This window comes from Candidatus Acidiferrales bacterium, from assembly GCA_036514995.1.
Taxonomy (GTDB): domain Bacteria; phylum Acidobacteriota; class Terriglobia; order Acidiferrales; family DATBWB01; genus DATBWB01.
On the sequence record DATBWB010000219.1, the window covers coordinates 1 to 21,546 of the forward strand.

Below are 21,546 nucleotides of genomic sequence, written 5' to 3' on the forward strand. Positions count from 1 at the left end.
CTATCACCTTCTCCTTGTCGGCCTCCTGGTATCGCTCGCCGTAAACCGCCGGCTCTCCTGGGCGGTGCCTTTTGCGTTTGCACCGGCGCTGCTTCGCGCCGGCTATGGTCTAGCCCGGCTGGGTGAACGATTTGCCATCCGGCGGCTCGGCTGGTCGGAAGTGGTTCACTCGCTCCTCTTCGCACTTCTGCTCATCCTCGCAGTGCGTTAGGGGCCTCGATGGGTGTGGTGCTCCCACTATGCCCATGCCAAGCCTTAGGCTTCTTGGAGCCAGAAAACCTCTCTGCTTGGCCGTAATTTCCCCGAGCATTGTGGGAAATGCCTCAGACTCCTCTAGGCCATGGTACCTCGCCCTTGCACTACCGCTCCAACTTATTGAAAAGAAAAGGCAGAGTTGTAGATTTTTGGTAGTACTGTAACGCTTCCCTTGGTGGGAATCGTGCACTGGAAAAGCCTCCGCGCCTTTAAAGAACCACAGCGGCATCGCTGGAGCCCCCGATGCGGGCTGCCTTCCCCAACTCTCTTCGAACCGTCCACGCAGGACGTCTCCTGGCCTACTTGGCCATGCTTCTGCTTGTGCCCATGAAGGCCGGGGGCCAACAGCCCAAGGCTCACCCGGCGCCCATCAGTGAAAAGGAAGCTGGCTCTTCTGAAACTTGTCTCACCTGCCATGACACTCTGACCAAGACCAAGTTCGTTCACTCGGCGGTCAAGGATGTTGGATGCACTGCGTGCCACGAGATCAAGACCGAAGGTGAGAATACGACGGTTAGCCTGCTGGCGGAGGGAAATGAACTCTGCCTTGTCTGCCACGAGGACAAGCGGGGCAGCGAAGCCAGCCCGATTCACCCGCTAACGGTCAAGATTGCCTGCATCACTTGCCACGACCCGCACGGCTCAGAATTCACCGCGCAGACCCGCGCCAGCACCAACGCGCTCTGCCTGGAGTGTCACGGAGAGCGGAACGTCACGGGTGACACGGTAACGCTGTTCGAGAAGCAAACTCTGCAGGCAACGGAATTCAACAAGATTCCCAAGCTTGTTCTCGACCGCAGCCGTCGCATTGGCCATCCCTTCCTCGAGCATCCGGTGGGGGATCAGCCCGATCCTTCACGCAAAGGCGAGAAGCTTTCGTGCCTGAGCTGTCACGTCCCGCATGTGCTCGTGCAACCGAGGTTGTTGCGCGCGGAATGGAAAGAAGCCGAGGTTTGCGACCGTTGCCATCCGGCAACGACTCCCCAGACACCATGGATACCATGATCGCGAGAGTCTTCAAACGGCGATGGCTCGCGCTTGCCCCAGCTCTGATCCTGGGCATGCTGTTCGCCGTGCCTGGCCAAGCGGAGAAAAAGAAGGCCGCAGCGGTACCTCCGCCGGAGTTGGTCTGGCCGCTTCCGCCCGATAAGCCCCGGGTCAGGTTCATCGAGATGTTCTCCAACAACTTTGACATCGAGCCTCGCAAAAAGCGCTCGCTGGTGGACCGGTTGGTGGGCAGGCCCGATCCGAACGTAACCGAGATCTTCGAAAAGCCGGCTGGCCTGGCCACCGACTCCCGCGGGCGGCTGCTGATTGCGTCACTGCAGCGGGCAACAGTGTTCATTCTCGACAAGGAGCAGCACAAGGTTGTTCGGTTGCAAGGTGACCGCAGCATCCTGCTGAAAAGTCCTCTCGGCCTGGCCGTCGATCAACAAGACAACATTTACGTTTCCGATCCGCTGCTGGACATGGTCTTGAAGTTCGATGCCGAGGGTCGGCTGCAAGCCACGGTGGGCCGAGATGCCGGGATGACGAACCCGACATTCTTAGCCCTGGATGAGCCCCGGCGGCGGCTGTTCGTAGTCGATTCACACCTGCACCAGGTCTTGGTTTACGACCTCGACACCTTGCAGCTCATCACTCGTGTGGGAAGCCGCGGCGAAAAGGACGGCCAGTTCAACTTTCCGGTCGGTATTGGGGTGAATCCCGAAGGTTACTTTGCCGTCACCGACACGGGTAGTTGCTCGGTGCAAGTCTTCTCGCCCGATTTCAAGTTCGTGCGCCGTTTTGGCAGCCAGGGCACACGGCCAGGCCACTTCGTCCGCCCCAAGGGCGTGGCCTTCGACAGCGAAGGACACATCTGGGTAGTGGATGCGGCCTTCAACAACTTCCAGATCTTTGACAGCAATGGCCAAGTTCTGATGTTCGTCGGCAACTTCGGCAACCTGCCTGGGGCCTTCAATCTACCCGTGGGAATCTACATCGATCGAAACAACCGGGTGTACGTAAGCGATCAACTCAACCACCGCGTGCAAATCTTTCAGCTTCTGGGAGGGGACTGGGAGGGAAACACCGCAAATCAAGCGCAAAGGAGGTGAGAAAACTCTCCAAGCAATCACTCTAGTACGTGACTCGAACAGGTAACTAAAGCGCCCAATTTCAATTAGGGAGGCATTATGAGGTCCTTCAAGTTACTCATCCTAGTTGTCCTGGTGCTCGCGCTCGGGACAACCCTGGTGCTGGCCAAGCCCCCCAAGTCGAAGATCGTCACGGGCTCGAACAAGCATCACGACTTGAGGTCGGTATTCAATTCGGCCAGTTTCACTGCTTGCAGCTACTGCCACGTGGCCCACAAAACGGGCGATGCTCCGACGGGTCCTGGCTATCTGCTGTGGAACCATAGGCTGTCCAGCGTGGCCTCGTATGGCGTTTACCAGAGCGATAGCTTGAACGCGACGGACGTCACCGATCTGGGCACCTCTGGCGGAAGCGGCATGACCGTGAGCAACCTCTGCTTGAGCTGCCACGATGGCACCGTGGCGATCAACTCGTTCTATTCACCCATTACCAAGGCTGACTTCAGCGGACCGATCCCTGAGGACACAACGTTCATGGGCCAGGGAGAAAGAATCAGGGATCTGTCGAAGACTCACCCGGTGAACTTCACCTACAACGCGGCTGTGGCTGCCGCCGATGGCGGTTTGTTGACGCCAGCCAGCAGCCGGTCGGTGGACGCCGCCGGGGAGATTCCGCTTTACAACAGCAAGATGCAGTGCGCGACGTGCCACGACCCGCACAACGGCGACTCGGGAATCTTTGCCCGTGTTTTCCCGACGCAGGCGACCGGGACGTTCTGCACCTATTGCCACTTGTAAAGACAGCCTGAGAGGAACGGGGGAGGCGAACGGAGTTTCTACCGGCGCCTCCTCCCTCTTCCCCTGAAGCAGCAGACGAATACGTGCAACCGCAAACCACAAGTCGTGTCCGCCCGGCAGTAGGTTTAAGCATGGCTTGAGCACGACTCGTGCAGGCCGGCCGGAGTGAGCCTTGAAACTGAGAAAGGAAACATGGGCCCTAGGCGTACTGCTCTTCGCCAGCGTGCTGCCTGTCGCCGCGCAACCCCAGGAGCCGGAGCGGTGGCGCTTGCTGGGCTCGCTCGGCGTAAACCTAAGCAAGACCACTCAAACTCCGCTCATACCGGTTTCCGAGCTGGCTCGTAGTTCCGATTATTCGACAGCATCTGGCGACTTGCGGCTGACCTTGGGCGGCTTCGTAAAGGATCCCGCCCTTCTGCCTTTCACGGTGGACTTCACCGGGGAACGCGGCTCCAACAGCGTGGACATCGGCAGCTTTCGACACACCATCCTGAGCTGGGGCATCAATACGGTTTTCTTGCCCGAGCGGCCGTTTCCCCTCCGGTTCTACTACCGCAAAAACCAATTTGATTCGAGAGGGGCCACCTTCGGCCAAGACTCGGATAACTCCTCGCTGGGCTTGGACTGGTCGCTCCGCTTGCCCAAGCTGCCCCGCTTCAGCTTCGGCTATAACCGCTTTGCAACGGAGGTGCGCGTGCCCACATCCATCACTGACACCAGTTATCGCCAGAATCTCTGGCGCGTGGGCGCCGAGGACAAATGGAAGGGTTGGGATTGGGGCATTGGTTTCGATCAATACTCGAGTGTGGCCAATGCGGTCGCAGGCTTCGCTCTCCCCACGGAATTGCAGCAGACGTTGCGCGTCCTGGGAGCAAACATTCGCCGGTCTTTTTGGAACCAGAAAGCCCAACTAATCGTGGATAACCGGAGCCAGTGGCTGAAGGGCTCGCTCCCGGGACAGGGCTCGACACAATCCACGGATTCCATCACCAGCACGAACCTCCGCGTTCAGCACACGCCCAAGCTCGCCTCCAGCTATTACTACACGCATACGCGCGTGCGATTGACGACAGAAGGCGCGGTCGGTGGCCTACCCGGCGTGCCCGGTCAAATTATCTTCGTTGCCCCGCCTTCTTTCGTTTCCCATTTCGCCGGTGGGCGGGTGGACTATCGGCTGACGGAGTCCGTGAATCTCAACCAAGAAATACGTTATTACCGCATCACGCCTCCCATCACTCAGTTTGAAGTGCGCGAGTCGCTCACCGAGTCACTCTCCGGAGTGAATTACCAGAAAAGCTGGCGCGGGCTGGAACTGGGCGGCAGCTACGTCGGTCGCTGGCAGTTGATGGGCACTAGCCTGGGCAACACAGCGAACACCTTCTCAAACAATTTTGACGTCCGGTTGGGTTGGGGAGACGTGCGCCGCTTGCGGCTGGCCGGCACGACCCGCTATTCGAAGCTCAACTTGGTCGACCAACTCGGCGGCTTCACCGAAGAGCGCCGCGTGCGCTTTGAACTGCAAACCGCCCGTTTGCGTCCTTTCCGCGTGCTCTTCAGTGCCGACCGCGCGTACATCGAGTTGCTGAACGTGAGTGGGGATACGAAGCAGGACGTGACCAACTTGAGTGGCCAGGTGAGCCACTCTCGCCTCGCGTTCAGCTACACCCGCACGCTGGGTGAGGGCGCGGGAGCGCTCTTCCCAAGCCTCGTCCAGTTACGCCAGCGGATTACCATTCCCCTTCCGCTCGACCAATTGGGCTTTACCCCACTGCTTGACCGCACCACGCGCGCAAACGCCGTCAGCTTGACGATCCGGCCGATTTCCTCGCTCGAATTGAGCGGCTATTGGCGCTCCGAGTTTAATCTCCTAGCATCCGCCGAGTTGCGCTTCCGGCAGAGCGAGGCTCGTGCCCGGTATCGGCTCGGCAAGTTCACCTTCGAGACGGGATTCGGCAACTTCCGCACGGAAATCCTTGCCCCGCCGCAGCCCAGCGGCCTCAAGATCAACCGCTACTTCCTGCGCGTGGCGCGCGACTTCCAGGTCTTTTGATGCAAGCGGCGGGACACAATTCGCAAAGAATTTCTGAGCCAAATAAGAACCTGTACTGGTTGATGCTTGCGTCCTGGATGTTGGCCGCTTTACTGCCCAGTAGTTTACGCAGCCAGGACGCCAGCACCACACCTCGACCGATGCCCGCCCAGCCCATCGAATGGGTCGGAGAAATCCGCAGCGCGAAGGATGTCACCGGAAAAGGTTCCTGGTTCAAGCGGCTGCTGAAAGCAGTCATCGGCCTGGACGACCGGCAGAAAAACTTGCTGCTGCCGCATGGTGTGTGCGTCGACCGCCAGGGCAGGCTGCTAGTGGCTGACACCAAGGCCAGGGTCGTGCACATCTTTGACGCGGCCAAGCGGCGCTACGGGCGCCTGGAAGGGCCGCGTTCAGAACCGCTGGCTGCTCCGATCGCCGTGGCTACTGATGCCGAGGGTCGCATCTACGTTTCTGACGCGGTGCATTCGCGCATCTTTGTTTTCAGGCGGGACGGGAAGTTCCTTCGCACGGTGGGCGGATTGGGAAAGCAGGAAAGCATTTTCAAGCGCGCTACAGGACTTGCCGTGGATTCCCAGCGGAGTCGCCTGTACGTGGTGGACACGGTGGCAATGTACGTGGTAGCGCTGACGCTTGATGGCAAGGTGCTTCGCCGCATCGGCCAACCCGGCGGCGGCCCGGGTGAGTTCAACTATCCCACGCACATCGCCGTGGACCGAGATGGCTCGCTCTGGGTCACTGACTCGCTGAACTTCCGCGTGCAACATCTCGATGAGCAGGGAAATTTCCTTGCTGCCTTTGGTCGGCTCGGTGACGGAGCAGGCGAATTCGACAAAGCCAAGGGCATCGCGCTTGACGAGCACGGTCAGGTGTATGTAGTCGAAGGGCGAAACGACCGCGTGCAGGTGTTTGATTCCTCCGGCGGCCTTCGCTTCGTCTTCGGCGTTACGGGCAGTGGTCCCGGCGAATTCTTCCTGCCCACCGGCATCACGGTTGACCGCGAGAACCGCATTTACGTCGCGGATAGCTACAACCGCCGAGTGCAGATTTTCCGTTACCGGGCCGAGGGCGCCCCTCTGACCCCAAGCGGTGCGAGCGCTCCCTCGGGAGGGCACTGAGATGCGACGCACCCGGCCGAGGTCAGAGGCGAGGTTGCTCGCCCTCCTGCTTCTGGTTGCCTGGGGCAGCAGCCTGCTTGCGGCTCAGACGGGCACCAAGCGCGCGATTGTGAATTCCAAGCATGACTTTCGCGCCAGCTCGACCGCCACTCTCCGTTCGGTTTCCGAAGACGATGCCTGCATCTTCTGCCACACGCCCCACAATGCCAACCCGAGCGCTTACTTGTGGAATCACACGCTCTCCACCACCCAGCCCCCTACCTACCGGAGCAGCACACTCCAGGCAAACGTTGCGCCTATGCGGCCGGAAGATGCTTCCAAACTTTGCCTGAGCTGTCACGACGGCACTATCGCTCTGGGCGACACGATGAGCAAAGGTCTAATTCCCTTCTTGCAGGGCAGCGCCTATACACTGCCCGCGACGTCGCCCTCAAACCTGGCGGGCCAGCGTGGTTTGACCGACGACCATCCCTTTGCCTTCAACCCTCTGCCTGGCAGCGAAATCCGCAATCCGCCAGGCGGCGACGCAGTGCAGCTCGACCGCAGCGGCCGCTTGCAATGCACCACTTGCCACGAACCGCACCAAGAGTATCTCGACCCGACCGTCGGGAAATTTTTGGTGAAGGCGAACCAAGCTTCAGCCATTTGCCAGACCTGCCACCAGAAAGCTGGCTGGGCGAACTCCTCGCACCGCGTTCCACCCGACCCGCTCGCCGACCAGCGCTATACCATCCAGCAAGGCGCCCACACAGGCTACGTCGGCGTCAGCCAGAATGCTTGCGAAAGCTGCCACCGCCCGCACGCACCCCAGATGGAACAACGCCTGGTGAAGTTCTTGGAGGAAAACACCTGCTACGCCTGCCACGACGGTTCGGTGGCAGAACGGAGTCGGGACGTTCGAGGAGAATTCCAGGGCAAGCTCTATAAGCATCCGGTGAACCTGACCCCTTCGGTACACGATGCGGCTGAAAGTCCGTCGGCCGCCTCATCGCCGCTCCCGGAGACGAGCTCCGGCGCGCCACGCCACGCTGAATGCGCCGATTGCCACAACCCCCACTTCGCAAACAGCACAGCCGCTCAACCCCCACGGGTGAACGGAGCGATCCAGGGGACGCGTGGCCACTCCGCCGCCGGAACCTTTCTCCCGCTGAGCACCAACCAGTTTGAAATCTGCTTCAAGTGCCACGCGGACAGTGCCAATAAGCCGCAGCTCTTCGATTCGAGCATCATTGGGATCGGCTACGGGCGCAATCCTCAGCGGCAGTTCGATGTCGGCAACCCAAATCGGTTCAACACCCGGATGGAGTTCGAATTCAGTTTGTCCTACCATCCCGTCACTCGTCCGCGCAATCTTACGACCGGTTTGGGTAGTGAAGTGCCCAGCTTGCGCCCGGCGCCGATTACGCCCGGTGGGGCGCCGATGGCCAATCGCACGCTCACGGCAACCAGCTATATCTACTGCAGCGATTGTCACAACAATGACACCGGCCGCAATTTGGGATCCCTCACTGGCCCCGCCGGCACCCACGGGTCTAACTTGGAGCACTTGCTCGAGCGCGAGAACCGGCTGGAGACGCCACCGGTCGTTCCCGGTGAGCGCGGTTCGGGCGCCGACTATTCGCCGACAAACTACGCCTTGTGCAACAAGTGCCACGATATCGAAAACAGCATTCTTCGTGACCAGAGCTTTGAGAAGCACAAGGAGCATATCCGCGGCGGAGGAGGCACCGCCTGTTCAACCTGCCATGACCCGCACGCCTCGTCAGCTTCCATGCTGATCAACTTCGATCGCAGCATTGTCGCGCCTAGTAGGAGCGGGAGGCTCGAATTTCGTCGCACCGGTTTCCAACAAGGCACGTGCTACCTGCGCTGCCATGGGAAGGATCACGATCCGAAGTCTTACGGGCGAGACGGCGATGATTAGCTTCGGAATCACCAGAGAGGGGTTGCCAGCCGGAGCCAAACGTGCTACACAGGAGATGGAGGAGGCTCCCGGGAGGGTGAGTCTCTTCGAGGCAAGTGCTCATGTCACCCTCATAGGCCAGTCAACCCTCTCGACTATCGCCGCGCCAAGAAGAACAGCCAGAAGGAAAAAACCAGCGCTCGTGCTCGCTCAGCAAGATTGAGTTTCCGGCGGGTGTCCCCCGATAGAATCGGGGAAGTTCGGTTCGTTCCGGTCACCCCCTCGACCCTCCCCAGCGGATCGAACATCCCCATCAGTCGGGATCGCCCGCCGGAGCTGTCTTGAGGCGGGCCTCAAGCGAGCGACCCTCCGTTCGATCGGGAAGAGACAACGCAGCATCCAATCGGATTCACCGGCCTCCCGAAGCCTCGGGACGACACCCCTGGCGCTGGCAAGAAAATTCGCAGAACCCAAAGGCGCGGTCTATTCCAGGGTCCGACGGAGGGAGTGGACAAGGTCGTACTTGGTCAGCACGTCGTATCGGCCGCTGCCCAGGTCAACAAAAACGGCGGGGGTTTGGGGCGTGAGGCACCGCGTTATCTCTTCGAGTCGAGCGTTGCGGGGCACAACCGGAAAGGATTTGCCCATCACTTCACGGACGATGAGATCTCTCAAATCCTTCCCCGACATCACCAGCCGCAGGATTTCATCTTCATAGACAGCTCCGATGGGGGTACCGTTTTCCATGACCGGCAGTTGAGAGATGTCGTTCTCTTGCATGCGAAGCAAGGCTTCGAGCATGGTTTCGTGCGGCCGCGCGATCACCAACTCTCGCATCGGCCCGGAGCCGTGTTTGGCGCGGAGGATCTCCTCGGCGGTCAGGCGGACTTCCGGCTCAAGGTATTGGTTGTCGCGCATCCATTCATCGTTATAAACCTTGCTCAGGTAGCGCGCGCCGCTGTCGGGCAGGAAGGCCACAATCAGATCCTCTTTCGTTCCCCGCCTGGCAACTTCGAGTGCGGCATAGATCGCCGCCCCGGCTGAGCCGCCGGCAAAAATTCCCTCGAGCAGCGCAAGTTTCCGCGTCAGGTTGAAGCAATCTTTGTCGCTCACCTGGATCACATCGTCAATCACGGTGAAGTCGGCCACTGCCGGCATCATCTCCTGCCCGATTCCCTCCACCACGTAGATATCATGCTTGCCCAGCTTGCCGGTCTTTTTGTACTCGTAGAAGACAGACCCGATGGGATCGGCGCCGACAATCTGGATGCCGGGGTTCTTTTCCTTCAGGAAGCGGCCGACGCCCACAATCGTGCCGCAAGTGCCAATGCCGGCGACGAAGTGCGTGATCTTGCCTTCGGTGTCCTCCCAGATTTCCGGGCCGGTGGTGCGGTAGTGGGCCTCGGGGTTCATCGGGTTCTCGTACTGGTTGGCGAAAAAGGCATTGGGGATTTCCTGCGCCAGCTTGCGAGCCACAGAGTAGTAACTGCGGGGGTCTTCTGGTTCGACGGCGGTCGGGCAAACGATCACCTGCGCCCCGAGCGCCTTGAGCGCGTCAATCTTTTCCTTGGACTGTTTATCGGTAATGGTAAAGATCGCTTTGTAGCCTTTGACCGCTGCCACCATCGCCAAGCCCATGCCGGTATTTCCCGAGGTATTCTCCACAATCGTGCCGCCGGGCTTCAGCAATCCGCGCCGCTCCGCGTCTTCAACGATGGTGATGGCGATCCGGTCTTTAACGCTGGCGCCGGGGTTCAGATGGTCGGCTTTAACGTAGATTGGGGGCGGCAGGTCGCGACCCAGGCGATTGAGCCGGATGAGCGGCGTTCGCCCAATCGCTTGCAGAATGTTGTCGCAACGCATGGCATCCAACTCCTCGGTGCCGGCGGAAAACGCACCGCCGTGAACCAAAAGCTTCAAGGTGTCGCGAGCCCCGGGCTCTCTCTTCTACATCCGGGTGACAGAAAGGCCCGCTGACCGGCTTCAAAACTCTCTTTATAACACGCAGGCACAGGAAGGCAAAAGGGTCTCCCCACGCTGGGAATGGGAAAGGCAAAGCGGACGCAATCACGTGCGCCGCAAAAGCCGGGAAGAATTCAACAAAATGGCCACATCGGGAAAGGATTGGGCGGCAGCAGCCACTACCGGCGGAATCACACCGGCCCAGGCCAGGGCGATTCCTACAGCGTTGTAGATCGCCGTGAAGAGAAGGTTTTGCTTAATGGCGCCGAACGTTCGCCGCGCCAGCCGAATGGCAGCGGGAATCTGCTTCCAATCATCGGTCATCAAGGCGATGTCAGCCGCTTCGATGGCGACATCCGTTCCCGCCGCTCCCATGGCGATTCCCACGTCGGCGGCAGCGAGGGCCGGCGCGTCGTTAATGCCATCGCCGACCATCGCCACCCTCGCGCCCTCGCTTCGAAGTTGACGCACGATCGCGATCTTGTCTTCGGGCAGCAACTCTGCCTTGTACTCGATTCCCAGTTGGTTCGCGATGGCACGCGCTACCCGTTCATTGTCTCCGGTCAGCATCATAATCCGCTTGATGCCCATCCTTCGCACTTCATCGAAAACTCTGCCCACCCCCGGGCGCAAGGTATCCGCCGCCGTAATGAGTCCGACCGCTTGCCCGTCTATGGCCACGACAATCGAAGTTTGACCTTCTGTCTCGGCCGATTCGGCGCAGGTCAACATTTCCGGAGGCATCGTCAAGCCCGCTTCTTCCATATAGCGCAGACTACCCACGGCCACGCGGGAGCCATTGACGTTCCCTCCGATGCCTTTACCGGCGACTACCCGCAAATCTTCCACCGGGCCAGCACCGTTTCCTCCCGCCGCGCGAACCACCGCTCCCGCCAGGGGATGCTCCGAATAGCGTTCTAAAGCCGCCGCCAGCTCCAAGACTTCTTTTTCATTCCGGTTGCCGAAAGGGATCACCTGCACAACTTCCGGGCGGCCAAAAGTGAGCGTGCCCGTCTTATCCACCACCAGGGTGTCCACCTTGGCCAGCAACTCCAGATACGCCCCGCCTTTAATCAGGATTCCCGACCTCGCGCCACTTCCCACTGCCGCGGAGACGGCCATCGGAGTGGCAATCGCGATGGCGCACGCGCACGCCACCACCAGCACCGCCACCGCGTTCATCACCTGGCCGGTGGTGAGATACGTCAAGGCCGCCGCTCCCAGCACCAAGGGGACAAAATACGCTGAGAACTTGTCGGCAAACCTTTGCACCGGAGCTTTGGAAGCCTCTGCTTCCTCAACCAGCCGGATGATCCGGCCATAAGTGGTATCGCGGCCCACCTTGGTAGTCGTGACCTCAAGGACTCCCGCTCCATTGACGGTGGCGGCAAAGACGCTATCACCCGGGCTTTTCGGCACCGGCAAGGATTCGCCCGTGATCGGCGCCTGATTCACCGACGAGGTGCCAGCCAGAACTTGGCCATCCACCGGAATCTTTTCACCCGGCCGGATGAGCACCCTATCGTTCACCTGGAGTTCCTCAATGGCTACTTCCCTTTCGGCGCCATCCCGCTTGACCCGCGCCGTCCGGGGCGCCTGCGCAATCAGTTTCTTGATTGCGTCGCGCGATTTTCTTATCGTAAAACTCTCCAGGAACTCACCCGCCCGCATGAAGAACACGATGATAATCGCGGTCGGGTATTCTCGCGCCGCCAGCGCGGCAACCATCCCGATCGTCATGATGGCATGCGCGGTGATGCGGCGATGGCGAAGGTTAAGATAGAGCCCGCGAAAGATGGGATAGCCGCCCAGGCCAACCAGGGCCACGGCAAGCCACCATGGCACCCGGGCCACAAACCCTTCCAAAACCCCGAAGCGCTCGCCGACGATGCTTACCAGGAGCAGAAGGGCCACGACGGAAAGGAACACCAAGCCCAGACTGCCGAACCGGAACCGTCGCAGGGCCTCGGTGCGAGGATTCCGCTCAACCCCTTCGCATCCGCACCTCTGGCCTCGCTCTTGTTCGCTTGCCATCTCTGATCGTTCCAGCCTCGTAACGGGGACAGGCCTCAATCCTCTTGGCTACGTTCCCTAGGATTGACTGCGCATCTCGCAGCAGACGTTTGACGCGCGTGTCAGCCAACCGGTAATAGGAGAACCGACCCCGTTCCTCCCCCACCACCAGCCCGCAATCCTTGAGACAAGCGAGATGGTTGGAGACGTTTGGTTGTGAGAGCCCGGTACTTTCGACAATAGCGGAGACAGATTGCGGAGTCTCGAGAAGGGCTTCGAGGACCGACAGCCGGGAGGGGTCGGCAAAGCCACGGAACAGTTTGGCCCGCAGCTCCCTTGGCGAATTCTTCGGATATGACATATCAGTCATAACTTATATCATACTACGCTGATACGATGAGAGAAAGCAAACAGGATTTTTTGAGGCCAAGGCACACCCTCGGATGAGGTCATGGTCTCTATGCCAATCGCGAAACTTCCGCCTCGCCTAGATCGCTCCTTCACCCCGTTCGCCGGTGCGTATCTTGATCACCTCTTCGACGTTGTACACAAAGATCTTTCCGTCTCCGGCGTTGCCAGTGTGGGCGTTCTTTTGAATCACAGCCACCACGGTTTCCACCAGACCATCTGGAACAACAATCTCAAGCTTCACCTTCGGAACGTACTCAACAAGATCCTCAACGATGCGCGCAGGAGCGTCCGCAGCGCGTCCTTTGCCGAATCCGCGGACCGAAGTGTCAACGGTCACGCCCGGTAGGCTTTTCAGGTCCTTCAAGGCATTGACCACTTTCGAAAGCATGAACGGCTGAATGATGGCTTTGATCTCTTTCATGGGGGCAAGACCTCCTGACTAAATTTCGACCTCGGCGCGTTCCTCCTCAAACCAACGGTAAATGGCCGGCAGCACGAAGAGCGTGAGCAGAGTCGAAGTGATTAGGCCACCGATCACCACGGTAGCGAGTGGGCGCTGGACCTCGGCGCCCATAGTGGTGGCAACAGCCATCGGGACAAATCCGAAGCCAGCCACCATTGCGGTCATCAGAACGGGACGCAGGCGCGTTCTTGCTCCTTCCAAAACGGCATCCTCAAGCGAGCGACCTTCTTGCCGAAGCTGTTTGATGTACGAGACAAGAACAACGCCGTTCAGCACCGCAATGCCGAATAGGGCGATGAATCCGACCGCAGCCGAAATGCTGAACGGCAATCCACGCACCGCCAGCGCGAACACGCCACCGGTCACAGCAAGAGGGACATTTAAGAAGATAAGCAAGGCCGGCCGCAACCCTCCGAGGGCGACATAGAGCAGCAGGAAAATCACCAGCAGCGTCAACGGCACCGCCACGGCCAGGCGACGCCGCGCTTCCTGGAGCTGCTCGAACTGCCCACCCCACTCGATGTAGTAACTAGCCGGCAACTTTACTGACCGGCTGACTTTCTGCTGGGCTTCCTCGACGAAGCCGCCGAGGTCGCGCCCGCGCACGTTGCACTCCACGACCAGCCGCCGCTGGACGTTTTGCCGACTAACCTGCGCCGGCCCTGTGTCGAGGCGTACATCGGCCACCTGCGCCAGAGGCACATACCGGCGCTCGTCGTTGGCCACGGGCAAGCTGGCGAGGAGTTCTGGATTCGCGATTGCGGCTTCGGGCAACCGCACGACGAGGTCAAACCGGCGCTGTCCTTCGAAGATGGTCCCCACAACCTTTCCGACTCGGGTGGCCTCGACGGTGTCGAGCACGTCGGCCGCGTTCAGACCGTAGCGCGCCAGCCGTGCCCGGTCCACGGTGATGCGGATCATCGGCAGCCCGGCAACCTGCTCGACGCGCACGTCTTCGGCACCGCGGATCGTACTGAGCACCCGGGCGACCTGATTGCCCTTTTCCCCCAGCGCGTTCAGGTCGTCGCCAAAGATTTTGACCGCTACGTCCGAACGCACCCCGGCAATCAGTTCATTGAAACGCATCTCAATCGGCTGCGTGTAGGAGAATCCCACGCCCGGCACTTCAGTCTGCAGGGCAGCGTTCATCTTGGCGATCAGTTCCTCTTTGGTTCTGGCGGTTTTCCATTCCGAGCGCGGTTTGAGGATAACGAAAATGTCCGACAGCTCGATCCCCATTACGTCGGTGGCGATTTCAGGACTGCCGGTGCGCGAAACTATAGTCTTGACTTCAGGGAAACGGCGCAGCACGCGCTCGATTTCTAGGCTGGAGTGGATAGACTCCTGTAACGAGATGCTGGGCAGCCGCCAGGCCTGGATAGCAATGTCCCCTTCGTCGAGCCGAGGCACGAACTCTGTACCCATAAAGAAGAAGAGCACGACGCTTACAGCAAACACGGCCGCGGAGATCAGCACGACTTGCCGCGTGTGGCGCATCGCCCAGGCGAGCGCCGGCTCATAGACGGCCCGGAGGCGGCGCATCAGCCAGGGCTCCCGTTCGTGTTCTTCCCGTAGGAAAAGGGAGGCCAGCACCGGCATCAACGTCACCGCTAGAATAAGCGAACCTACCAGGGCGAAGATCACGGTGATGGCCATGGGGCGGAACATCTTGCCTTCAATTCCCGTCAGCAAGAGGATCGGAACGTATACCAGGATGATAATCCCCACGGCAAAGACGACGGGGCGCACCACTTCGCGAGCCGCCTCGGAGATCACAGTGAGTCGTGGAGCCCCGCGCATCTTGCCAGCTCCCCGCAAGCGCCGGGCGATGTTTTCGATCATCACCACTGAGCCATCCACGATCAGCCCGAAGTCAATCGCCCCTAAGCTCATCAGGTTGCCGCTGATGCCCGCCTGCACCATTCCGGTAAAGGCGATGAGCATCGAAAGAGGGATCGCGGAGGCAACAATGAGGCCGCCACGTAGATTCCCCAGCAACACAAGCAGGATCGCCACGACAAGTAGGCCGCCTTCCAGCAGGTTGTTTCGGACTGTGCGGATCACACGGCTGACAAAATCGGCGCGATCATAGAAGGGCACAATGCGCACGCCGGGCGGCAGAGAAACCTGGATTTCGGCGATCTTCTTCTTAACGTCCTCCACCACTTGGCTGGCGTTTGCCCCGGCAAGCATCTGAACCATGCCGATCACGGTCTCGCCGCGCGCATTGGCCGTGGCGGCACCGATGCGCAGCATCGCGCCTTCGCGCACTTCGGCGATGTTGCGAACGTAGATCGGGACGCCTTCGCTGCGCGTGGCGACGACGATGTTTTCCAGGTCGCGCATCGAAGCGACCAGCGCTTCACCTCGGATGATGTATTGTTCTTGGTTGTGTTCGATATATCCGCCGCCCACATTGGCGTTGTTGCGCCGCAAAGCCTCGAAGACATCCCGCAGCGTCACCCCGTAGGCAATTAGTTTGGACGGATCCACCACGACGTGGTGCTGCTTGGCCAGCCCACCCCATGCGTTGACCTCCACCACGCCGGGCACGGCACGCAGGCGGAAGGCGATGTCCCAGTCTAGAATGGTGCGCAACTGCGTAGGCGTATACCCCTCGCCCTCGACGGTGAAGTGGTACACCTCACCCAGACCCGTGGTCATTGGGCCCATCTGAGGTCGCCCGAGTTCCGGGGGAATATTCTCGATGGCCGCACTCAACCGCTCGTTAACGAGCTGGCGGGCGAGGTACAGGTTGATGTCATCTTCGAAGATCACCGTCACCGCCGACAGGCCGTAGCGGGAGACGGAACGGATCTCGTGCACACCAGGGATGCCCGTCATCGCAGCCTCGATGGGGAACGTCACGTACTTTTCCACCTCGACCGGTCCCAGTGCGGGACTCCGCGTCAGGACTTGCACCTGGACCGGCGTGATGTCTGGCACTGCGTCAATCGTCAAAGACCGGAGGGCTGCGATTCCTGCCACCCCCACCATCAGCGTGAGTGCCAATACGAGAAAACGATAGCGGAGACACAGATCAATCAGTCGGTGCACGGCTTACTCCTCCCCGCTGATTTGTTCTTTGAGCAAAGCCGACTTGACGTAGAAGGCACCAATGGTGACCACTTGCTCGCCCGCGCGCAGCCCGCTCCGGATTTCGATCCAGTCCCCGGAGCGTTCGCCGACCTCGACCACGCGCTTTTCAAAATGGGTAGCGTCCCTCTGCACAAACGCCACCTGTTGGTTGCCTACCACCTGTACGGCGGCACCCGGTACGGCGATGGCGCTGCGCTTCACCGGTAGCGGTATTTCCACCGTGGCAAACATCTCCAGCTTGAGGCGGCTGTCGCCGTTGGGCACAACACACCTGAGCTTGGCCGTGCGGGAAGCCGGATCCAGGACGTCGCTGACGTAGGTGATCTTTCCGGTGAAGATTTCATCGGGATAGGCAGGCACCTTCACCCGCGCGGTTTGCCCCACCTGCACCTGCCCAAGGTCTTTCTCGTAGATGTCGGCAAGCACCCAGACAACCGAGGTGTCAACCAGCGTGAAGATTTCCCGATCGGGTTCCAGCACCTCGCCCGGTGCGGCGTCATATTTCGTAATGACCCCGGCAAATGGAGCTCGCAAGACATTGTGCGAACCGGTGCGGTGAGCACCGTGCTCCGAGCCGCCGAGTTTTTGCAAATCTGCGTCGCTCAGGCCCAGCCGGTGGAGTTTCTCTTCCACGCGGGCCAATTCGGCCTTTTTGCTCTTGACGGCGGCAACGGCCTGCTTGTACTCCGCCTCGCGCAACTCATACTCTTTCTGCGCGATGGCCTCCACCTTCAGCAGAGCGGCCCCGCGCTCCATGAACCGCCGGGCCACATCCGCCTGTGCTTGTTGCCGTTCAACTTCGGCGCGCAGGCTCAGGTATTCGCCGATTAGCTCACCCAGCTCGATGTTGTCGTAGGCCAGCAAGTGAGCCCCGCGCTCGACGCGGTCTCCAAGTTTCACCAGTACCTGTTCCGCCACGCCTCGTGCTAGCGGCCGCAAGTGCGCCTCACGGTTCTGGTCGGCAGCCACGACGCCGGTGGCCACCAAGGCGCGTTCGAGCGGCTGTTCGGTAACCTCGACGATCTGCAGGTTGGCGTTTCGCTGCGCCTCCAGGCTAAGCTCAACCACGTTCGGATCAACGGCTGTAGTCTGCGCGGCGGGCGTTTTTGGTTTGCCGCGTATGAAAACAAGCAGAACAGCGACACCTATCACAAAGACGATCGCAAGAATTAAATTCCGTCTGGTCACCTTCTAGAGCTCCTTTCCTACGGCTGCTTGGACGAGAAAAGTCGCGATCTGATGGTCGTACAGGGCCTGGTTGTAACCGCGCAGCGTTTCGCGGTAGGCGCGTTCAGCATCGAGGAAAGCGATCAGATCCAGCGCGCCCAACCGGTAGGCGGCCTGAGCGATGTCGCGGGCTTGGCGGGCCTTGGTCACATAGATACTTTCGAGGGCGCGCACCCGGCGTTCCTCGGCCTGAACTATTTGGTAGGCTTGGCGCACCTCGCGCCGCACCGTCAGCTCGATCCGTTGCTGTTCGTAGCCCGCCTGTTCCACACGAGCAGCAGCGCGGGCGATCCCACCCTGGTTGCGGTTGAAGAAGGGCAACCCGATGTTGACACCGAAGGTCACGGTATTTTCCACAACATTGCGCTTGTAACCGAAGAACGGAGTAAGGTTAGGCACCGCCACGCCTTTCTCGAATGTGACCTGGCGCCGTTCGCGTTCGACAAGCTCGCGGCGCGCCCGCAAATCCGCCCGGGCTGCCAAGGCCTCCTCTTCGAGCGTCTCCAGACCGGCCGCGAGCGGACGGAAAGCCAATGTTTCTGCGACGTCGAACTGTGCGCTCATATCCGTGGCTCCCAGGAGTTCGAGCAGTGCTGTTTTTGCGTTCTGCAACTGGAGTTCAGCGCCAACTACGTCATTGAAGAAGCGCAATCGCTCGGTCTCCACGCGGGCCAAGTCCAAACCCGATACCTCCCCCTGCTGGTAGCGAAGTTGGTTTAGGCGAATGATCTCGTCGAACTGTTTGAGAATGTCGCGGGCCAGCTCATATTCCGCCTTGGCCAGGACAACCCGGTAGTAGCGCACCCTCACATCGAGCTTGAGTTGCCGCACGGTGTCCTGCAAAAGAGACTGCGACACAGCCACATCTTGCTCGGCCACTTGCGTCCGCTTGCGTCGCTTTCCAGCGGTCTCGATCGGCTGGCCCACGCGCACGATGAACTCATTGCGCTGGAAGAAAGGCCCGGGATTGGATTCAAACAGCGGATAGCTCTCCGAAGACAGGTCGAACGCCGGGTTGGGCCGAAGGCGAGCCTCCACGACGCCCGCACGCGCCACGACCACACTTTGCCGCTCCCGCAGAATCGTCGGGTTGCGCGCCAAAAGAATTTCCGTTGCCAGCTCAAGGGTCAGCCGCGTCGGGACTTGGGGCGCGGCTGGCGGCTCCTGTCCTGGCAAACGGACGGGGAACATCAAGACCAGTAGGCAAGCGAGAAGTGTTGCCTCGGTTCTCACCGAAGTTGAAATCATCGAGTACGCTCCTTGAAAAAGTCTTTTGGCAAAAGCTCGCGGACAGCCAGCAACGATCGGAGCCATAGTTCGCGTAGTTGTTCACATGGCAGTCCGGTGGCAATCGCAACTGAGGCTGCGTCCATCCGGAGCACGTTTCGCAGGATGAAGACGGCGCGTTGCTCGCAGGGCAGCAACAGGACCGCACTTTTCAGGGTCTGGTCATCCGGTTTTCGCGAAACTGACGGGGAGGCTCTGTCCTGGGCGGTATCCACTGCGAAGCGGAGAAGAAGGATAAGTGCATGGTTCTGTTCGAGAGCATGATCGCCTCGCAGATAGACCAAAAAGGCTTCAGCCGTGGCTTCCTCGGCCTGTGCTTCGTCACCCAGAAAAAGGCGCCAGAAGGTCAAAACCGGAGCACCCCATCGCTTGTAGAACGTGCGAACCTCTTCTTTGCTTCGAACCATAGCCAACCCAACATAGTGAATCGCCAGCTAGGCAGCCTGAATGGGCTAGCGGGACAGGGAACGTACTCGGCAGACGGTTGGGTTAGCTACGAGGAGGATGATAGATCGACTCGTCTAGCCCGTGGGATTGACCATATGCGGCATTTGGGCCGACAGGAACTTCCAGAAGAACAGCGGTGAATACAAAGTGCGGACTGGGGATGATGTGGGCACAGCAGCAAAAGCAATCATCTTCGTAGTTGAATCTAGAGGGATGTCTGTCGCCGGATGCGGGAGATTTTGTCACGAATACAGACTGGATACCCGACACTACCAAACCTTCACTGCGGCAAACCATCGGCATCGAAATATCGACCATTGTCCATAGTAGTAGGACGCAAGCCGCATATTTTTGCCAGCCACTTCGCAACATAAACATATTTAGCATACTGGAAAAGCGTGCCTCAGTCCACCAATTCGGACGCTGGCAGAAGAAGAGTGCATCGTATTCCCTAGCGAAGTTGCCTTGCAGCAGTGAAAATCCGCGGCGAGAGTTAGCCCGCGGGCAGGATCAATTGGCCTGTTTCATCAGCTCTTCCACTTCAGCCCGTTTGGCCATGGCCCGCGCGCCCACACGGGTGCAGCAGAGCGCGGCGCAGGCATTGGCAAACCTTCCGCATCGTTCCAGGTCCCAGCCCTGCAAGGTGGCAAAGGAAAGCCCACCCATGAAAGCGTCACCGGCACCGGTGGTGTCCACTACCGGGACGCGATAGGACGGGGCGTGAGCAACCCGCTCGCCCTCGGCCAGCAGGCACCCGTCTTGGCCCAACGTAATCGCGACGCGCTTCGGCCCAAAGGCCAGCAGCTTCCTCGCCATCAGTTCCGGGTCGCGCATGCCCGTCAGCTCCCGAGCCGCTGGCTTGCAGGGCTTCAGCACGTCCGCCAGCTTGAGGGCTTCGATCAACTCCGCCTCCGTTCCGAGCCTGGCGTCGCGGACAAAGTAGGTTGGATCCACGTCCAGATCAAAAAGATTTTTGACGCCGGCGGAGCGGGCGATCGTCATGGCCTCCAGGATCGGCGCGAGCGGGAGTTGGGATGCCTCGCTATGAAGGTGTTTTGCCCGGCGAATGTAGCTCCCAAAGCGCTCGCGCACCTGCTGGGGAGTCACAGTCGCGGTGACGTTCGGAAACATATAGATCGAGCGCTCACCCTTCCGATCCACCGGGATCCAGGTAAAGGATGACCGGGCGCCTTTTACCTCAACCACGCCCTGGACGTCCATCCCGTCGCGCTCGAATGCTTCTCGGATGATGCGCCCGTTCTCGTCGTCGCCGATCAGGCCAAACCAGCCCGCCCGGGCTTCCAGCCGGGCGACCTGCGTCAGATTGTTTGCCGTTACGCCGCCGGCGTGCACTTCCACGCTTTCCACGTTGATTTTTTCTTCGGCGTGGATGAGCTTGGGGACGAGAGCAAAGTAGTCCACCGTGCAGCTACCAATCCCCACCACCTCGACCTGTGGTGAGCCTGCCGAATCCACGGCAGCCATGGCCCTCGCCTCCGGCAACCGGGTCAACTTGCTTGACAGAAAATGGGGAGAAAAAGGAAAACCATCCAGGGATCAGGCGGAGATCACCCTGGCGCCTTCCCGGACGGCCCGCACCGCGTTCAAAAACTTGCGCACCCGCTCCACATCCACCGGGTTTTCCATGACGCCATCTTTTTTGAGGCTCGACCCGACGATCACGCCATCGGCATACTGCAAGAAGTCGCCGATGGTGCGGTCGGTGGCGCCGCTGCCGACCAGGAGCGGCCGGAAGGCATGCCGGCGAGCTTCTCTCACCTTTTCCACCTCGGGCGCCGAGCCGGTCATCTTGCCGGTCACAATCAGGGCATCCGCCCCGTAGAACTCGCACCACTCGATGTGCGTGGCCAAGTCGAGGCCGGGGAAGGCGACGGAATGTTTCTTGTCCACGTCGGCAAAAATCTTGATGTGTTCGGCGTCGAGCTCCTTGCGCTTGCGCATCAAATCCGCGCCGCAACCTTGATCCAGTTCGCCGGTATCCCACAGGCGAGAGCCGGTCAGGATGCAGACACGAATGAATTTCGCCCCGGCTGCAACTGCAATGGAAAGGCAGACGACCCCGCCGTTGTGAATCACGTTGATGCCGGTCGGGCGGTCGAAGCGCTTGATCACCTCATGGGCAGCCACCGCCTGCGCCGTCATCGCCTCCGGGCGAACCTCGTTGCCGACGTAGTACGGCAAGTCCCACATGTTCTCGACGATCAATCCGTCCACGCCACCCCGCACCAGCGCATCGGCATCGCGCAACGCTTCCTCAATGATCTTGTTCATCCCATAGCCGCGATAGCCGGGCGAACCCGGGAGCGGCCAGAGATGCACCATTCCAATCACCGGCTTGCTGACGCCAAACAAATCCTCCAGTCGCTCCAACCGGTGGCTCTCCATCGCTTGCTTCCATGCGGGCCGGTCTTTCATGG

16 protein-coding genes are annotated in these 21,546 nt (G+C 60.1%); 7 read left to right on the forward strand and 9 right to left on the reverse strand.

The features are described 5' to 3' along the window. The 7 genes from VIH17_13925 to VIH17_13955 all read left to right on the forward strand — a co-directional run. Window positions 1-211: hypothetical protein (locus VIH17_13925; GenBank protein HEY4684333.1), on the forward strand; the 211-nt coding region annotated here is incomplete at its 5' end. 287 nt (window positions 212-498) lie between these two features. Beyond that, a complete protein-coding gene (locus tag VIH17_13930; GenBank protein ID HEY4684334.1) occupies window positions 499-1,260 on the forward strand; it encodes a cytochrome c3 family protein in 762 nt (253 codons plus the stop codon). Further along, window positions 1,257-2,354 (forward strand): hypothetical protein, encoded by a 1,098-nt coding sequence (locus VIH17_13935; GenBank protein HEY4684335.1) that lies wholly within the window; start codon window positions 1,257-1,259, stop codon window positions 2,352-2,354. Before VIH17_13930 ends, VIH17_13935 begins: the two co-directional genes overlap by 4 nt. Window positions 2,355-2,432: 78 nt before the next feature. After that, complete coding sequence (locus VIH17_13940; GenBank protein ID HEY4684336.1) at window positions 2,433-3,131, forward strand: hypothetical protein; 699 nt, start codon at window positions 2,433-2,435, stop codon at window positions 3,129-3,131. A 172-nt stretch (window positions 3,132-3,303) separates the two neighbouring features. Beyond that, the gene (locus tag VIH17_13945; GenBank protein ID HEY4684337.1) at window positions 3,304-5,181 is read left to right on the forward strand and encodes a hypothetical protein; all 1,878 of its coding nucleotides are present in this window, start codon (window positions 3,304-3,306) and stop codon (window positions 5,179-5,181) included. A gap of 77 nt (window positions 5,182-5,258) precedes the next feature. Continuing rightward, a complete protein-coding gene (locus tag VIH17_13950; GenBank protein ID HEY4684338.1) occupies window positions 5,259-6,296 on the forward strand; it encodes a 6-bladed beta-propeller in 1,038 nt (345 codons plus the stop codon). A gap of 1 nt (window position 6,297) precedes the next feature. After that, window positions 6,298-8,220, forward strand: coding sequence for a cytochrome c3 family protein (locus tag VIH17_13955; protein ID HEY4684339.1), 1,923 nt, complete (start codon window positions 6,298-6,300; stop codon window positions 8,218-8,220). 462 nt (window positions 8,221-8,682) lie between these two features. Here VIH17_13955 and VIH17_13960 read toward each other — a convergent pair whose 3' ends face one another. From VIH17_13960 to VIH17_14000, 9 genes are all read right to left on the reverse strand, one after another. Then, a complete protein-coding gene (locus VIH17_13960; GenBank protein ID HEY4684340.1) occupies window positions 8,683-10,119 on the reverse strand; it encodes a pyridoxal-phosphate dependent enzyme in 1,437 nt (478 codons plus the stop codon). Window positions 10,120-10,266: 147 nt separating this feature from the next. Beyond that, window positions 10,267-12,195, reverse strand: a complete 1,929-nt coding sequence (locus VIH17_13965) for a cation-translocating P-type ATPase (GenBank protein ID HEY4684341.1) — start codon at window positions 12,193-12,195, stop codon at window positions 10,267-10,269. Between the two features lie 466 nt (window positions 12,196-12,661). Further along, window positions 12,662-13,006 carry a P-II family nitrogen regulator gene (locus tag VIH17_13970; protein HEY4684342.1) on the reverse strand — a complete coding sequence of 115 codons (345 nt, stop codon included), beginning with the start codon at window positions 13,004-13,006 and terminating at the stop codon, window positions 12,662-12,664. Between the two features lie 18 nt (window positions 13,007-13,024). Next, a complete protein-coding gene (locus tag VIH17_13975) occupies window positions 13,025-16,105 on the reverse strand; it encodes a CusA/CzcA family heavy metal efflux RND transporter (GenBank protein HEY4684343.1) in 3,081 nt (1,026 codons plus the stop codon). 3 nt (window positions 16,106-16,108) lie between these two features. After that, a complete protein-coding gene (locus VIH17_13980; protein HEY4684344.1) occupies window positions 16,109-17,335 on the reverse strand; it encodes an efflux RND transporter periplasmic adaptor subunit in 1,227 nt (408 codons plus the stop codon). A 3-nt stretch (window positions 17,336-17,338) separates the two neighbouring features. Beyond that, complete coding sequence (locus VIH17_13985; protein ID HEY4684345.1) at window positions 17,339-18,622, reverse strand: TolC family protein; 1,284 nt, start codon at window positions 18,620-18,622, stop codon at window positions 17,339-17,341. Further along, entirely contained in the window at window positions 18,619-19,068 is a 450-nt protein-coding gene (locus VIH17_13990; protein ID HEY4684346.1) for a hypothetical protein, read from the reverse strand. Before VIH17_13990 ends, VIH17_13985 begins: the two co-directional genes overlap by 4 nt. Window positions 19,069-19,618: 550 nt before the next feature. Continuing rightward, window positions 19,619-20,593, reverse strand: coding sequence for a carbohydrate kinase family protein (locus VIH17_13995; protein ID HEY4684347.1), 975 nt, complete (start codon window positions 20,591-20,593; stop codon window positions 19,619-19,621). Window positions 20,594-20,665: 72 nt separating this feature from the next. Beyond that, complete coding sequence (locus tag VIH17_14000; GenBank protein ID HEY4684348.1) at window positions 20,666-21,544, reverse strand: BtpA/SgcQ family protein; 879 nt, start codon at window positions 21,542-21,544, stop codon at window positions 20,666-20,668. Window positions 21,545-21,546 lie beyond the last annotated feature (2 nt).

What these genes read in the sequence shown, in the direction of transcription:
- VIH17_13930 (HEY4684334.1), top strand. Translation starts at nt 499, where the DNA reads ATGCGGGCTGCCTTCCCCAACTCTCTTCGAACCGTCCACGCAGGACGT.
- VIH17_13935 (HEY4684335.1), top strand. Translation starts at nt 1,257, where the DNA reads ATGATCGCGAGAGTCTTCAAACGGCGATGGCTCGCGCTTGCCCCAGCT.
- VIH17_13940 (HEY4684336.1), top strand. Translation starts at nt 2,433, where the DNA reads ATGAGGTCCTTCAAGTTACTCATCCTAGTTGTCCTGGTGCTCGCGCTC.
- VIH17_13950 (HEY4684338.1), top strand. Translation starts at nt 5,259, where the DNA reads ATGTTGGCCGCTTTACTGCCCAGTAGTTTACGCAGCCAGGACGCCAGC.
- VIH17_13955 (HEY4684339.1), top strand. Translation starts at nt 6,298, where the DNA reads ATGCGACGCACCCGGCCGAGGTCAGAGGCGAGGTTGCTCGCCCTCCTG.
- VIH17_13965 (HEY4684341.1), bottom strand. Translation starts at nt 12,195, where the DNA reads ATGGCAAGCGAACAAGAGCGAGGCCAGAGGTGCGGATGCGAAGGGGTT.
- VIH17_13970 (HEY4684342.1), bottom strand. Translation starts at nt 13,006, where the DNA reads ATGAAAGAGATCAAAGCCATCATTCAGCCGTTCATGCTTTCGAAAGTG.
- VIH17_13985 (HEY4684345.1), bottom strand. Translation starts at nt 18,622, where the DNA reads ATGATTTCAACTTCGGTGAGAACCGAGGCAACACTTCTCGCTTGCCTA.
- VIH17_13990 (HEY4684346.1), bottom strand. Translation starts at nt 19,068, where the DNA reads ATGGTTCGAAGCAAAGAAGAGGTTCGCACGTTCTACAAGCGATGGGGT.
- VIH17_13995 (HEY4684347.1), bottom strand. Translation starts at nt 20,593, where the DNA reads ATGGCTGCCGTGGATTCGGCAGGCTCACCACAGGTCGAGGTGGTGGGG.
- VIH17_14000 (HEY4684348.1), bottom strand. Translation starts at nt 21,544, where the DNA reads ATGAAAGACCGGCCCGCATGGAAGCAAGCGATGGAGAGCCACCGGTTG.